The organism is Streptomyces sp. NPDC001858 (assembly GCF_053594615.1).
On the sequence record NZ_JBSFEV010000043.1, the window covers coordinates 48976 to 62977 of the forward strand.

The 14002-nt window shown below is 72.1% G+C and carries 10 protein-coding genes; 8 read left to right on the forward strand and 2 right to left on the reverse strand.

The genetic code is table 11. The features are described 5' to 3' along the window. Positions 1-16: 16 nt before the first annotated feature. A complete protein-coding gene (ggt, locus tag ACWCPF_RS38435) occupies positions 17-1828 on the forward strand; it encodes a gamma-glutamyltransferase (protein ID WP_451049773.1) in 1812 nt (603 codons plus the stop codon). A gap of 4 nt (positions 1829-1832) precedes the next feature. Here ggt and ACWCPF_RS38440 read toward each other — a convergent pair whose 3' ends face one another. Together ACWCPF_RS38440 and map are read right to left on the reverse strand one after the other, a co-directional pair. After that, positions 1833-4427 carry an ATP-dependent Clp protease ATP-binding subunit gene (locus tag ACWCPF_RS38440; protein ID WP_451049774.1) on the reverse strand — a complete coding sequence of 865 codons (2595 nt, stop codon included), beginning with the start codon at positions 4425-4427 and terminating at the stop codon, positions 1833-1835. A gap of 197 nt (positions 4428-4624) precedes the next feature. After that, positions 4625-5395: a type I methionyl aminopeptidase gene (gene map, locus ACWCPF_RS38445; RefSeq protein ID WP_451049775.1), complete on the reverse strand. Its 771-nt coding sequence runs from the start codon at positions 5393-5395 to the stop codon at positions 4625-4627. A 32-nt stretch (positions 5396-5427) separates the two neighbouring features. Between map and ACWCPF_RS38450 the strand changes: the two genes are divergently transcribed. The 7 genes from ACWCPF_RS38450 to hydA all read left to right on the forward strand — a co-directional run bounded on the left by ACWCPF_RS38450 (position 5428) and on the right by hydA (position 13994). Next, a complete protein-coding gene (locus ACWCPF_RS38450; RefSeq protein WP_351905216.1) occupies positions 5428-5679 on the forward strand; it encodes a helix-turn-helix domain-containing protein in 252 nt (83 codons plus the stop codon). Positions 5680-5823: 144 nt separating this feature from the next. After that, on the forward strand, positions 5824-7239 hold the full coding sequence (locus ACWCPF_RS38455) for a hypothetical protein (RefSeq protein ID WP_451049776.1): 1416 nt from the start codon (positions 5824-5826) through the stop codon (positions 7237-7239). A gap of 268 nt (positions 7240-7507) precedes the next feature. Next, positions 7508-8350 carry a nitrilase-related carbon-nitrogen hydrolase gene (locus tag ACWCPF_RS38460; protein WP_451049777.1) on the forward strand — a complete coding sequence of 281 codons (843 nt, stop codon included), beginning with the start codon at positions 7508-7510 and terminating at the stop codon, positions 8348-8350. Beyond that, positions 8347-9630 (forward strand): aspartate aminotransferase family protein, encoded by a 1284-nt coding sequence (locus tag ACWCPF_RS38465; RefSeq protein ID WP_451049778.1) that lies wholly within the window; start codon positions 8347-8349, stop codon positions 9628-9630. The genes ACWCPF_RS38460 and ACWCPF_RS38465 overlap by 4 nt, the downstream gene beginning before the upstream one ends. Before the next feature lie 31 nt (positions 9631-9661). Then, positions 9662-11245 carry a PucR family transcriptional regulator gene (locus ACWCPF_RS38470; RefSeq protein ID WP_451049779.1) on the forward strand — a complete coding sequence of 528 codons (1584 nt, stop codon included), beginning with the start codon at positions 9662-9664 and terminating at the stop codon, positions 11243-11245. Between the two features lie 332 nt (positions 11246-11577). Further along, complete coding sequence (locus tag ACWCPF_RS38475; RefSeq protein WP_451049780.1) at positions 11578-12420, forward strand: nitrilase-related carbon-nitrogen hydrolase; 843 nt, start codon at positions 11578-11580, stop codon at positions 12418-12420. 170 nt (positions 12421-12590) lie between these two features. Next, positions 12591-13994: a dihydropyrimidinase gene (hydA, locus tag ACWCPF_RS38480; RefSeq protein ID WP_451049781.1), complete on the forward strand. Its 1404-nt coding sequence runs from the start codon at positions 12591-12593 to the stop codon at positions 13992-13994. Positions 13995-14002: the final 8 nt, after the last annotated feature.

A 14002-nucleotide genomic window follows, 5' to 3' on the forward strand; every position in this document is an offset into this window, starting at 1 on the left:
CGGACTGGAGGCATGGATGGGTCGCTCTGTCGCGCGAAAACTGTCGGTCCTGGCGGTCTCGGCCGCCGTGGTCACGGTGGGGGCGGCGGCGCCACCCGCCGCCGGGGGAACGACAGTCGAGAAGGTCCCGGTCGCCGTCGGCTACGGCGGCGCCGTGGCCAGCGTCGACGCGGACGCCTCCGCCGCCGGCATCGAGGTGCTCCGCAAGGGCGGCAACGCCGTCGACGCGGCCGTCGCCACCGCCGCCGCCCTCGGCGTCAGCGAGCCCTACTCCGCCGGCCTCGGCGGAGGCGGCTACTTCGTCTACTACGACGCCAAGTCCCGTACGGTGCACACCATCGACGGCCGCGAGACCGCCCCGCTGAGCGCCGACTCCGGTCTGTTCCTGGAGAACGGCGCACCGCTCGCCTTCGCGGACGCCGTCAGCAGCGGCCTGAGCGTCGGCACCCCGGGCGCGCCCGCGACCTGGGCGACGGCGCTGAAGCAGTGGGGCAGCCGGCAGCTCGGCACGGTCCTGAAGCCCGCCGAGCGCCTCGCCCGCGACGGCTTCACCGTCGACGACACCTTCCGCTCCCAGACGGCCGGCAACGAGACCCGCTTCCGCTACTTCCCGGACACCGCGAAGCTGTTCCTGCCGGGCGGCCAACTCCCCGTCGTGGGCTCGACGTTCAAGAACCCCGACCTCGCGAGGACCTACGCGGAGCTGGGCCGCAAGGGCGTCGCCGCGATCTACCGGGGCGACCTCGGCAAGGAGATCATCTCCACCGTCAACAACCCGCCCGTGGACCCGAGTTCGGGCTGGAAAGCCCGGCCCGGCAAGCTGACCGCGCAGGATCTCGCGGCCTACCGCGCCAAGCTCCAGGCGCCCACGAAGACCTCCTACCGGGGCCTGGGCGTCTACTCCATCGCGCCCTCCTCCTCGGGCGGCACCACGGTGGGCGAGGCCCTCAACATCCTGGAGAACACGGACCTTTCGAAGGCGAGCGACGTCCAGTACCTGCACCGCTACATCGAGGCCAGCCGGATCGCGTTCGCCGACCGCGGCCGCTGGGTCGGCGACCCCGCCTTCGAGGACGTCCCCACCCAGCAGCTGCTGTCGCAGAGTTACGCCGACTCGCGCGCCTGCCTCATCAAGGACGACGCGGTCCTCACCAGCCCCGTCGCGCCCGGCGACCCGCGCAACCCGGCGGCCTGCAACACGGGCGGCACGGCGGCGCCGACGACGTACGAGGGCGAGAACACCTCGCACCTGACCGTCGCCGACAAGTGGGGGAACGTCGTCGCCTACACGCTCACCATCGAGCAGACCGGCGGCAGCGCCATCACCGTCCCCGGCCGTGGCTTCCTGCTCAACAACGAGCTGACGGACTTCTCCTTCGCCCCCGCCAAACCGGCCGTCCACGACCCGAACCTGCCCGGCCCCGGCAAGCGGCCGCGGTCCTCGCTGTCGCCGACGATCGTGCTCGACCGGCACGGCAAGCCCGTGGTGGCGCTCGGCTCGCCCGGCGGCGCGACCATCATCACCACCGTGCTGCAGACCCTGACCCGGTTCCTCGACCGCGGCCTGCCGCTCGTCGACGCGATCGCCGCACCGCGCGCCAGCCAGCGCAACGCCGCCCAGACGGAGCTGGAGCCCGCGCTCTTCAACGACACCAGTCCCGGCGGCCTGAGGGCCCGGCTGGAGGCCATCGGGCACTCCTTCAGGCTCAACCCCGAGATCGGCGCGGCGACCGGCGTCCAGCGGCTGCCGAACGGCAAGTGGCTCGCCGCCGCCGAGACCGTCCGACGCGGCGGCGGCTCGGCGCAGGTGGTGTACCCGGCGCCGTAGCGGTTCAGGGAGCGGGGGCGGGCGGCGGCTCGCCGGTGTCCGCACGGGTGCCGGGGCCGGGGCCGGGGCCGGCGTCGGTGCGGAACGTGAGCCGTCCGTCCTCGACCTCCACCGTCACCCGGTCGCCGCTCTTGACCCGCCCGTCGAGCAGCAGCCGCGACAGCTCGTTGTCGACCTCCCGCTGGATGGTGCGGCGCAGCGGGCGCGCGCCGTACTCGGGCTGGTAGCCGCGCCGGGCCAGCCAGTCCACCGCGGCGTCGGCGAACTCGACGGTGACGCCCTGCGCGTGCACCAGCCGACGCGTCTTCTCCAGCAACAGGTCGGTGATCTGCCGCAGTTGCTCACCGCTGAGCTGCCGGAAGACGACGATCTCGTCGATCCGGTTGAGGAACTCCGGGCGGAAGTGCTCGCGCAACGGCCGCAGGATCTGCTCGCGCCGCGCCTCCTCGTCGGCGTCCGCGCCGCCCGACCCGAAGCCGATGCCGGCGCCCCGCCGGGTGATCGCCTCCGAACCCAGGTTGCTGGTCATCACGATGACCGTGTTGGTGAAGTCGACCGTGCGGCCCTGGGAGTCGGTCAGCCGGCCGTCGTCGAGGACCTGGAGCAGGATGTTGAAGACGTCCGGATGGGCCTTCTCCACCTCGTCCAGCAGGAGCAGCGAGTACGGGTGGCGCCGGACGACCTCCGTCAGCTGCCCGGCCTCCTCGTGCCCGACATAGCCGGGCGGGGCGCCGACCAGCCGGCTGACCGTGTGGCGCTCCTGGTACTCGCTCATGTCCAGCCGGACCATGCGCTCCTCGCTGCCGAACAGCGACTCGGCGAGCGCGCGGGCCAGTTCCGTCTTGCCGACGCCGGTCGGGCCGAGGAACAGGAAGCTGCCGATCGGCCGGTCGGGACTGGCGAGACCCGCGCGCGAGCGCAGCACCGCGTCGGCGACGACCCGTACGGCCTCCTGCTGGCCGACGATCCGCTCGTGCAGATGGTCCGCCAGACCGAGCAGCCGGTCCTTCTCCTCCTGGGTGAGACTGGCCACCGGAATGCCGGTCTGCCGGGACACCACCTCGGCGACGGCCTCCGCGGTCACCTCCAGATGCAGTCCCTCGTCGGCCGTCCCCTGGCCGGTCGCCGCCGCGATGCGCTGCTTCAACTCGGCGATGCGGTCCCGTAGTTGGGTGGCCTGCTCGTACTGTTCGTCGGCCGCAGCCTGGTCCTTGTCGCGGGCCAGCTGCTCGGCCTCGCGCTCCATCGCCCGCACGTCCGTGCCCTTGGTCCGCGAGCCGAGCCGCACCCGGGCGCCGGCCTGGTCGATGAGGTCGATCGCCTTGTCCGGCAGCCTGCGGTCGGTGAGATAGCGGTCGGACAGCTCCACGGCCGCGACGAGCGCCTCGTCGGTGTAGCGGATCTGGTGATGGGCCTCGTAGCGGTCGCGCAGCCCGCGCAGGATCTCCAGCGCGTCCGCGACGGACGGCTCCGGCACCAGGATCGGCTGGAACCGGCGGGCGAGCGCCGCGTCCTTCTCGATCCGCCGGTACTCCTCCAGCGTCGTCGCGCCCACGATGTGCAGCTCGCCGCGGGCCAGGGCCGGCTTGAGGATGTTCCCGGCGTCCATCGCCCCGCCCTCGCCGCCCCCGCCCGCGCCGACCACCGTGTGCAGCTCGTCGATGAAGACGATCAGCTGGTCGGAGTGCGCGCGGATCTCGTCGACGATCGTGTTCAGCCGTTCCTCGAAGTCGCCCCGGAAGCGGGTGCCCGCGACCACGCCCGTCAGGTCCAGCGCGACCACGCGCCGGGCGACGAGGACGTCCGGCACGTCCCCGTCCGTGATCCGCTGGGCCAGCCCCTCCACGATGGCGGTCTTGCCCACGCCCGCGTCGCCGATCAGCACCGGGTTGTTCTTGCCGCGCCGGGACAGCACCTCGATGGTCTGCTCGATCTCGTCCTCGCGGCCGATCACCGGGTCGATCCGGCCCTGCCGGGCCGACTCGGTCAGATCGCGGCCGTACTTGTCGAGGGTGGGCGTGTCGGTGGCCCGCTGCCGGTCCGTCGCCCGCGCCGGCTGCACGGTGTCCGGCGCCTCGGGCGGCAGGCCCGCGGCGGCGGCGAAGCGGGCCGCGTTCAGGATGTGCCCGGCCGCCGAGTCGGGGTTCGCGGCCAGGGCGCTCAGCACATGCTCCGGGCCGATGTGGCCCGCGCCCCGGGAACGGGCCAGGTCGTGCGCGTCCAGCAGGGCGCGTTTCGCGGCCGGGGTCAGGGACAGCGAGGTCGGCGGCGGCACCTCGCCCGGCGGATGCTGCACCGGGCCCGACCGCTCGTCGATCTCCGTCGCCAGCGAGTCGGGATCCGCGCCGGCCCGGCTGAGCAGACTGCGGGTCGGCTCCGCGCTGAGTGCCGCCCGCAGCAGATGCTCGGTGTCCAGGTCCCGGCTGCCGTGCTCGGCGGCGTACTGGGCCGCGCCGCGGACCAGATCCCTCGCGGGGCGGCTGAGCAGCTGGCCTATGTTGACCTGGCGGGGGCCGGGTCGGGGCCCGCCGAAGAAGCGGGCCAGGAATTCACCGAAGGGGTCGCCGTAGCCCTCCGGGCCGGTGAAGCCGTTGGTCATCGCGTTCCGTTCGATCGGGGCACCGGATCGACACGCGGGTGCCCGTCCCTGCGGGGCTTAGACCACCATGGCATGCCCGGGAGTGGGCGGCATTTCCTACCGGTTGCGCGGCAGGGGCGGGGGCTTTGTGTTGTCTGGCGGCTGCGGGTCCGTTGTGGCTGGTCGCGCAGTTCCCCGCGCCCCTGGGCGGGGGTGTTCTACCGTCGCTCGGTCAGTACTCTCGGTCCACGTTCCGTGATGGCGACCGTGTGTTCCGCGTGGGCTGCGCGGGAGCCGTCGTTCGTGCGCAGGGTCCAGCCGTCGGGGGCCGCGTGGTAGCCGTCCTTGCCGCCGGCGATCAGCATCGGCTCGATCGCGATGACCATGCCGTGGCGCAGCGGGAGGCCGCGGCCCGGGCGGCCCTCGTTGGGGATCCCGGGGTCCTCGTGCATCTGACGGCCGATGCCGTGGCCCCCGAAGCCGTCCGGGATGCCGTAGCCGGCCGCCCGGCACACCGTGCCGATCGCGTGCGCGATGTCGCCGACGCGGTTGCCGACCACCGCCGCCTCGATGCCGGCCGCGAGGGCCCGCTCCGCGGTCTCGATCAGCCGCACGTCCGCCGGGCGCGCCGTGCCCACGGTGAAGCTGATCGCGGAGTCGCCGGCCCAGCCGCCCAGCTGCGCGCCGAAGTCGGCCGAGAGCAGATCGCCGTCGCGCAGCCGGTAACCGGTGGGGATGCCGTGCACGATCGCGTCGTTCACGGAGGCGCAGAGCACGGCCGGGAAGGGCGTCGGCGCGAAGGACGGGCGGTAGCCGAGGAACGGCGACGTCGCCCCCGCCTCCCGCAGGACGTCGTGCGCCAGTTCGTCCAGCTCCAGCAGGGAGACGCCCACGGCGGCGGCCTCGCGCACGGCCGTCAGGGCGCGTGCGACGACCTGCCCCGCCTCGTACATGGCGTCGATCGATGTGTCTGTCTTGAGTTCCACCATGCCAATTACTATACCGGTATTAGAATGACGGCATGGTGCGCACCCCACTGACCCCCGAAGAGCGTGAACGCGGCGAACGGCTCGGGCGCCTGCTGCGCGCGGCCCGCGGCGGCCGGAGCATGACCGAGATCGCGGCGGGCGCGGGCGTCTCCGCCGAGACCCTCCGCAAGATCGAGACCGGCCGTGCGCCGACCCCGGCGTTCTTCACCGTCGCCGCGCTCTCCCGAGTGCTCGGCCTGTCGATGGACGAGCTGGCGGAGCTGTGCACGCCCGCGCCCGTGTGACCCCGGGGGCGGCCGCCCTCGCCTCGGTCAAGACCGGGCAATGAACGCGTCGCGTCCGCTTTGAAAACTCGTCGTAGCCCCGCTGTAACACAACTGGTGTTTTCTACGAAGCCGGAGTGTTCCGGGTTGGGCGGGAGTTGGGCGATGACAGTGGATCAACTCCCGGGCCGGGTGCGGGAGTTCGTGAACCATCTGAACGAACTGCTGGCGCGCCTCGATCAGCGCGCCGGCTGGTGCGCCGTGTTCTGGCAGCGCGATCCCGACGGTATGCAAGCCTGCCTCGACGGACATGAGATACCCCCCTGGGACGTGGTCGAGGCGGTGCTCCAGGACCTCGCCGCCGAGTACGGCCCCGAGGTCGCAGGGCGCGAGGCGGAACGGGTCCGGCCGCTGCACGCCGGCGCGCTCGCCGCCCACGACGCCCGTCCGGGCGGCCGCGACGCCCTCGGGGACCGGCTCGACGTCATGCTCCGCGAGCAGCGCTACGCCGCCGAACGGCTGGCCGAACTGGGCCGCCGTCTCTCCAGCGCGGGCACCCGGGACCAGGCGGACGCCGTCCGCCTCGACCTCGCCTGGGCCCACGACGACCATGAACGGGCCACCGCGCGTTGCGCGGAACTCCGGCACCGGATAGCCGAGTTCGACCGTCTCCCGCCCTCCACCCCGAGCCGCGAACAGACCCCGCACACCGCCGCCGGGGCGGGGTACGCCGGTGCCACCGAGCCGGTGGCGGGCCGGACGGCGGACGTGTACGACGTCCATGACGCAGCGGTCCCCGCCGAGGTCGAGGTGCCCGCCCCGGCCCCTGTGCCCAAGCAGCGCAAGCGGCGGCGCGGTAGCGCTCGGTTCGCCGGCATGGTCGAGGAGGAGGACGCCGCCGCACCCGTCGTCCAGCCGCCCGCCGCCGGACCGGCGGCGCCCGCGCCCGCCCCGGCCGCCCGCCGCACCCCGCGCGGGGCCCGGTTCGCCGGAGCCGCGGCCGACGGCCCCGAGGGACGCTCCGAGCCGCAGCGGCGCGAGCCGGTGGACGCGGCGGCCCGGCAGCAGACCGTCGAGGTCGTGGAGCGGCTGGTGCGGCTGCGCGGCGAAGGCCGCAGCGGCGAGGCGCACGCCCTGCTCGTCGAACTCGCGTACTGGCCGGCCGCCCGCATCCCGCTCCTCGCGGCCGAACTGCAGCGCACCGGGCTCACCGCCGACTGGACCACCCTGCTCTGGGAGGCCGCCTCCCTCCCCGCCGACCGGCTCGTCGCCGCGGCCGACGCACTGGCCGCGGTGGGGCGCACGGCCGACGGCGAGCAGATCCTGCGGCAGGGCGTCGCCCGGCCCGCCGTGGAGATCGGACAGGCCGTCCTCGGCCTGGTCCGGGACGGCCGACCGCGCGACGGCCGCGCGCTGCTCGACGCCTATGTCCGGGTGCGCACCCCCGAGGAGGCCGCCCGCAGCGTCGCCCCGGACCCGCAGGCACTCGTCCCGCTGCTGCTGGCCGCCGCCCGTGCGGTCTCGGAGCAACGCCACTGGGACCTGGTGCACGCGCTCAGGGTCGCCGGCTTCACCGCCTGACCGGCCGCACCGCCTGACCGGCCTCACCGCCTCGGAGCGGTCGCCGCCCGACCGGCTCGACTGCCCGGCGCGGTCGCCGCCCGGGCGCGGTCGCGTCCCCTCTGTCGTACGGCACCGCGACTTAACCCACCGGAGTGTGAAACGCGATCGACTCCGCGGGTTAACGACGATGGTCTTGGCAAGGCTGTCCCGGAGGCTTACGTTCATCCCTCTACGACCTTCGTCTACGGGCGTAGAGGCTCTGACGGAACCGTCGAAGGAGCAGCTCATGGCCAACGTCGTACGTGCCGCACTGGTTCAGGCCACCTGGACCGGCGACACCGAGTCCATGGTGGCGAAACACGAGGAGCACGCCCGCGAGGCGGCCCGCCGGGGCGCGAAGATCATCGGGTTCCAGGAGGTCTTCAACGCCCCCTACTTCTGCCAGGTCCAGGAGCCGGAGCACTACCGCTGGGCCGAGCCGGTGCCCGACGGGCCGACCGTGCGCCGTATGCAGGAACTCGCGCGCGAGACCGGCATGGTGATCGTCGTCCCGGTCTTCGAGGTCGAGCAGTCCGGTTTCTACTACAACACCGCCGCCGTGATCGACGCCGACGGCTCGTACCTCGGCAAGTACCGCAAGCATCACATCCCGCAGGTCAAGGGCTTCTGGGAGAAGTACTACTTCAAGCCCGGCAACCTCGGCTGGCCCGTCTTCGACACGGCCGTCGGCAAGATCGGCGTCTACATCTGCTACGACCGGCACTTCCCGGAGGGCTGGCGGCAACTGGGCCTCAACGGTGCCCAGTTGGTCTACAACCCGTCCGCCACCCACCGCGGCCTCTCCGCCCACCTCTGGCAGCTGGAGCAGCCCGCGGCCGCGGTCGCCAACGAGTACTTCGTCGCCGCGATCAACCGGGTCGGCGTGGAGGAATACGGCGATAACGATTTCTACGGGACCTCCTACTTCGTCGACCCGCGCGGACAGTTCGTCGGCGAGGCCGCGAGCGACAAGGGCGAGGAACTCCTGGTCCGCGACCTCGACTTCGACCTGGTCGACGAGGTCCGCCGGCAGTGGGCCTTCTACCGTGACCGCCGTCCCGACGCCTATGAAGGGCTGGTGCAGCCGTGAGTGACCTCTACGCCCGCCATCGCAACGTCCTGCCGGACTGGCTCGCCCTGTACTACGAGGAGCCGCTGGAGATCACCCACGGCGAGGGCCGGCACGTCTGGGACGCCGAGGGCGCCAAGTACCTCGACTTCTTCGGCGGCATCCTCACCACCATGACCGCGCACGCGCTGCCCGAGATCACCAAGGCGGTGAGCGAGCAGGCCGGGCGGATCGTCCACTCCTCGACGCTCTACCTCAACCGGCCCATGGTCGAACTCGCCGAGCGCGTGGCCCAGCTCAGCGGCATCCCGGACGCGCGCGTCTTCTTCACCACCTCGGGCACCGAGGCCAACGACACGGCGCTGCTGCTCGCCACGACCTACCGGCGCAGTAACACCGTCCTGGCGATGCGCAACAGTTATCACGGCCGTTCCTTCAGCGCGGTCGGCATCACCGGCAACCGTGGCTGGTCGCCGACCTCGCTGTCCCCGCTCCAGACGCTCTATGTGCACGGCGGAGTGCGCGGACGCGGCCCGTTCGCCGATCTCAGCGACGCCGCCTTCATCGACGCCTGCGTCGACGACCTGCGGGACATCCTCGGCCACACCCGCGCGCCCGCGGCCCTGATCGCCGAGCCCATCCAGGGCGTCGGCGGATTCACCTCGCCGCCGGACGGACTGTATGCAGCATTCCGTGAAGTGCTGAATGCATACGGGATCCTGTGGATCGCCGACGAGGTGCAGACCGGCTGGGGCCGCACCGGCGAGCACTTCTGGGGCTGGCAGGCGCACGGGCAGAACGGTCCGCCGGACATCGTCACCTTCGCCAAGGGCATCGGCAACGGCATGTCCATCGGCGGCGTCATCGCCCGCTCCGAGATCATGAACTGCCTGGACGCCAACAGCATCTCCACCTTCGGCGGCACCCAGATCACCATGGCGGCCGGTCTCGCCAACCTCTCCTACCTGCTGGAACACGACCTCCAGGGCAACGCGCGGCGGGTCGGCGGCCTGCTCATCGAACGGTTGCGGGCCGCGGCCGCCCAGGATCCGGGCGTACGGGAGGTGCGCGGGCGCGGGCTGATGATCGGCGTCGAGCTGACCAAGCCCGGCACCGACCGGGCCGACCCGGAGCGGGCGTCCGCCGTTCTCGAAGCGGCCCGCGCCGACGGGCTGCTGATCGGCAAGGGAGGCGGCCACGACACCAGCGCCCTGCGCATCGCCCCGCCGCTGTCCCTGACCGTGGCGGAGGCCGAGGAGGGCGCCGCGATCCTCGAGAGCGCGCTGCGCGCCACGCGGTAGCGCCGGCCTGAGCCAAGGGAAACACATCGCCATGACCCTCACCGTGGAGCCCTGGGGCCCCGTGGAGCCCCTGGAACCCGCCCTGTCGGTCCGTCAGGTCCTCGCTCTGGAACGGGTGTCGGCGGGCGAGCCCGAGGTGGTGGCCGGCGCCGGCCAGCTCGACCGGCCGGTGCGCTGGGTGCACGTCGCCGAGGCCGCGGACGTCGGGGTGATGCTCAGCGGCGGCGAGATGGTCCTCACCACCGGGGTGCTGCTGGCCGGTGACGAGGGCGCGCAGAGCGAGTACATCCACTCCCTGCACCGGGCGGAGGCCGCCGCCGTGGTGCTGGGTCTCGGGCGGGCCTTCCCCACCCCGCCGGACGTGATGCGGCGGGCCGCCGAGCGGTGCGGGCTGCCGATGGTCGTGCTCCATCGTCCTTTCCCCTTCGCCGAGTTGACCGAGGAGGTCCAGTCCCGGCTGGTCCAGCGCAAGTTCGCCGCCGTCAGCCTGTCGGAGGCCGTACGGACCGCGCTCACGGGACTGATCACCGCGGGCGCCCCGCTGCAACTCCTGCTCGACGAGATCGCCCACCACACCGGCTGTCCCGTCGTCGTCACCAACCTCGCCCACCGGGTGCTGGCGACGGCGGGGGAACGGTCCGCGGTCGACGACGTGCTGCGGGACTGGGAGCGCATCGCCCGGCAGGCCGGCGGCAGCGAGGGCGACGGCTGGATCCGCGCCGAACTGGGCGGCCGCGGCGAGCGCTGGGGACAGATCATGCTCTGCGGTTACCGCGGCGACACCGCGGGCGGGCGGCTGCTCGCCGACCGGGCCGCCGAGGCCCTCGTCCTGCACCGCATGCTCGGCGGCGCCTCCGCCCACACCTGGGAGGAGCAGTCCGCGCAGAGCCTGCTCACCGATCTGATCTCCGGGGTCGTGCCGGCCCGGCAACTGCTGCCCCGGGCCCGGGCGGCCGGCCTCCCCGTCAACCGCCGCACCTTCGTCCCGCTCGTCGTACGCGACGGTGATACCGCTCAACTCGACCGGATGCTCCGGCTGTTGGGGCTGCCCGGGTTGGTCGCCGAGCTCGCCGACGGGGCCACCGCCGTGCTGCTCAGCCTCGCCCGCGACCAGGACGCCGAGGCGCTCGCCGCCCACTTCGCCGCCCGGCTGCGGACCGAGTCGGGCCGGACCCGCACCGTCGTCGCGGCAGCCGACCCGCGCATCGTCTGGGACGACCTGCCCGCCGGGCTGCGCGAGGCCCAGCACGTCGCCGACGCCGTGGCCGACTCCTCGGCCGCCCTCGACCTCCCGGCCGTCGTCCGCCTGCGGGACGTCCATCTGCGCGGCCTGATCCGGCTGCTGCGGGAGGACCCGCAGGTGCAGTCCTTCGCGGAGCGGGAGCTGGACGGGCTGCTGTGCGCGGCCGACGAGGACCTGCTCGCCGTGCTGCGGACCTATCTGGCCACCGGCCGCAACAAGTCCCGCACCGCCCAGCTCCACCACGTCTCCCGGCCGGCGCTGTACCGCCGGCTGGAGGCGATACAGGGGCGGCTGGGCGTGGACCTCGACGACTTCGAACAGGCCGCCTCGGTGCACATCGCACTCCTCGCGCACGATGCGCAACAGGCCTGAAACATGCGACGACCTGGGAAAACGGCGGTGAAACATGGATCCACGACAGGGTGACACCGTGGCACGCCCCGGCCCCCCAGACGTGACACGCTGCAACTCAAAGCCGGATTTCGGACTTCCTAGTCTTCTGGGGCGGGCGCCGGAAGTTCCGTCTGCCCCACGACGCCCAGCACGCACTCTCGCCGCACCGCGGACAAGCCCGCGTACAACCAGTACGAGGGCCCGTCCGCGGCACGCCGAGAGCACGCACCGGACGCCGCAGGGCCCGCCCTTCGGGCGAACGACGGAACTTCCGGCGCCCGCCCCAGCACACCCAGCGACCGGAGGTCCCGATGAGCAGAGTGATCCGTGCCGCCGTCTTCCAGACGGCCTGGACCGGCGACAAGGAATCGATGATCCAGGTCCACGAGCAGGCGGTCCGCGACGCGGCCGCGCAGGGTGCTCAGGTCCTGTGTTTCCAGGAGCTCTTCTACGGACCGTACTTCTGCCAGGTCCAGGACCCGCAGTTCTACGAGTACGCCGAGCAGATCCCGGACGGCCCCGTAGTCCAGCGTTTCCAGGCGCTGGCCAGGGAACACGGCATCGTCCTGGTGCTGCCGATGTACGAGGAGGAGCAGCCGGGCGTCCTCTACAACACCGCCGCGGTGATCGACGCGGACGGCTCGTACCTCGGCAAGTACCGCAAGCATCACATCCCGCAGGTAAAGGGTTTCTGGGAGAAGTTCTACTTCCGCCCGGGGAACGTCGGCTGGCCGGTCTTCGACACCGCCGTCGGGAAGATCGGCGTCTACATCTGCTACGACCGGCACTTCCCGGAGGGCTGGCGCGCGCTGGGACTGGCAGGCGCCGAGATCGTCTTCAACCCCTCGGCGACCTCGCGCGGCCTGTCCGCCTACCTGTGGCAGCTGGAACAGCCGGCGGCGGCGGTCGCCAACGAGTACTTCGTCGGCGCGATCAACCGGGTCGGCGTCGAGGAACTCGGCGACAACGACTTCTACGGGACCTCGTACTTCGTGGACCCGGAGGCCCAGTTCGTCGGCGAGGTGGCCGGCGACAAGGAGACCGAACTCGTCGTCCGCGACCTCGACATGGCCAAGCTGCGCGAGGTCCGCGACCGCTGGCAGTTCTACCGCGACCGCCGCCCGGAGGCGTACGGCCCGCTGACGGCTCCGTGACGAAAGCGGTTCCCCGCACTCGACCGGCCCAGGGGGCGGGGCTGTATCCCTATCCCTATCCCGATGCGGCTCCGCCGCCTGGGCGCGACCAGCCCCCCGACGACCAGCCCTCGAACGACCACCGCCCCCGACGATCCGCATCCGACCAACTACCTCTCCGGAGCCGGAACATGAGCAGCCGTAAAATCATCCGCGGCGGTCTCGTCATCACCGCGTCCGACGAGATCCACGCCGACGTCCTGATCGAGGACGGCCGTATCGCCGCCCTCGCCGCCTCCGGCACCCAGGCCGCCGAGGCCTGGAGCGCCGAGCAGGTCATCGATGCGACCGGGAAGTACGTGATCCCGGGCGGGGTCGACGCCCACACCCACATGGAGCTGCCGTTCGGCGGCACCTTCGCCTCGGACACCTTCGAGACCGGCACCCGGGCGGCCGCCTGGGGCGGGACCACCACCATCGTCGACTTCGCCGTGCAGAGCGTCGGACACAGCCTGCGCGAAGGACTGGACGCCTGGCACGCCAAGGCGGAGGGCAACTGCGCGATCGACTACGCCTTCCACATGATCGTCTCCGATGTGAACCAGGACACGCTCAAGGAGATGGACCTGCTGGTGGAGGAGGGCGTGACCTCCTTCAAGCAGTTCATGGCGTACCCCGGCGTCTTCTACAGCGACGACGGTCAGATCCTGCGCGCCATGCAGCGCTCCGCCGACAACGGCGGACTGATCATGATGCACGCGGAAAACGGTATCGCCATCGACGTCCTGGTCGAGCAGGCGCTGGCGCGCGGCGAGACCGATCCCCGCTATCACGGCGAGGTGCGCAAGGCGCTGCTGGAGGCGGAGGCCACTCACCGCGCCATCAAGCTCGCACAGGTCGCCGGGGCCCCGCTGTACGTGGTGCACGTATCGGCGATGGAAGCGGTTGTGGAACTGGCGCGGGCGCGCGACGAGGGGCTGAACGTCTTCGGCGAGACCTGCCCGCAGTATCTGTTCCTGTCGACGGACAACCTCGCCGAGCCCGACTTCGAGGGCTCGAAATACGTGTGCAGCACGCCTCTGCGGCCGAAGGAGCACCAGGCCAAGCTGTGGCAGGGACTGCGGACCAACGACCTCCAGGTCGTCTCCACCGACCACTGCCCCTTCTGCTTCGTGGGCCAGAAGGAGCTCGGCCGGGGCGACTTCTCCAAGATCCCCAACGGCCTCCCGGGCGTCGAGAACCGGATGGACCTGCTCCACCAGGCCGTCGTCGACGGGCACATCAGCCGCCGGCGCTGGATCGAGATCGCCTGCGCCACCCCGGCCCGGATGTTCGGCATGTACCCGAAGAAGGGCACCATCGCCCCCGGCGCCGACGCCGACGTCGTCGTCTACGACCCGCACGCCGAGCAGATCGTCTCCGCCGAGACCCACCACATGAACGTCGACTACTCGGCGTACGAGGGCAAGCGGCTCACCGGGCGCGTGGAGACGGTCCTGTCGCGGGGCGAACTCGTCATCACCGAGCGGGAGTACACCGGCCACGCCGGCCACGGCGTCTACACCCCGCGCTCCACCTGTCAGTACCTCAACTAGGAGCAGCG

Excerpts from the sequence above, each read along its gene's own strand:
- map (WP_451049775.1), bottom strand. The coding sequence starts at position 5,395 with ATGGTGGAACTCAAGACAGACACATCGATCGACGCCATGTACGAGGCG.
- hydA (WP_451049781.1), top strand. The coding sequence starts at position 12,591 with ATGAGCAGCCGTAAAATCATCCGCGGCGGTCTCGTCATCACCGCGTCC.
- ACWCPF_RS38460 (WP_451049777.1), top strand. The coding sequence starts at position 7,508 with ATGGCCAACGTCGTACGTGCCGCACTGGTTCAGGCCACCTGGACCGGC.
- ACWCPF_RS38440 (WP_451049774.1), bottom strand. The coding sequence starts at position 4,427 with ATGACCAACGGCTTCACCGGCCCGGAGGGCTACGGCGACCCCTTCGGT.
- ACWCPF_RS38470 (WP_451049779.1), top strand. The coding sequence starts at position 9,662 with ATGACCCTCACCGTGGAGCCCTGGGGCCCCGTGGAGCCCCTGGAACCC.
- ACWCPF_RS38455 (WP_451049776.1), top strand. The coding sequence starts at position 5,824 with ATGACAGTGGATCAACTCCCGGGCCGGGTGCGGGAGTTCGTGAACCAT.
- ggt (WP_451049773.1), top strand. The coding sequence starts at position 17 with ATGGGTCGCTCTGTCGCGCGAAAACTGTCGGTCCTGGCGGTCTCGGCC.
- ACWCPF_RS38450 (WP_351905216.1), top strand. The coding sequence starts at position 5,428 with ATGGTGCGCACCCCACTGACCCCCGAAGAGCGTGAACGCGGCGAACGG.
- ACWCPF_RS38475 (WP_451049780.1), top strand. The coding sequence starts at position 11,578 with ATGAGCAGAGTGATCCGTGCCGCCGTCTTCCAGACGGCCTGGACCGGC.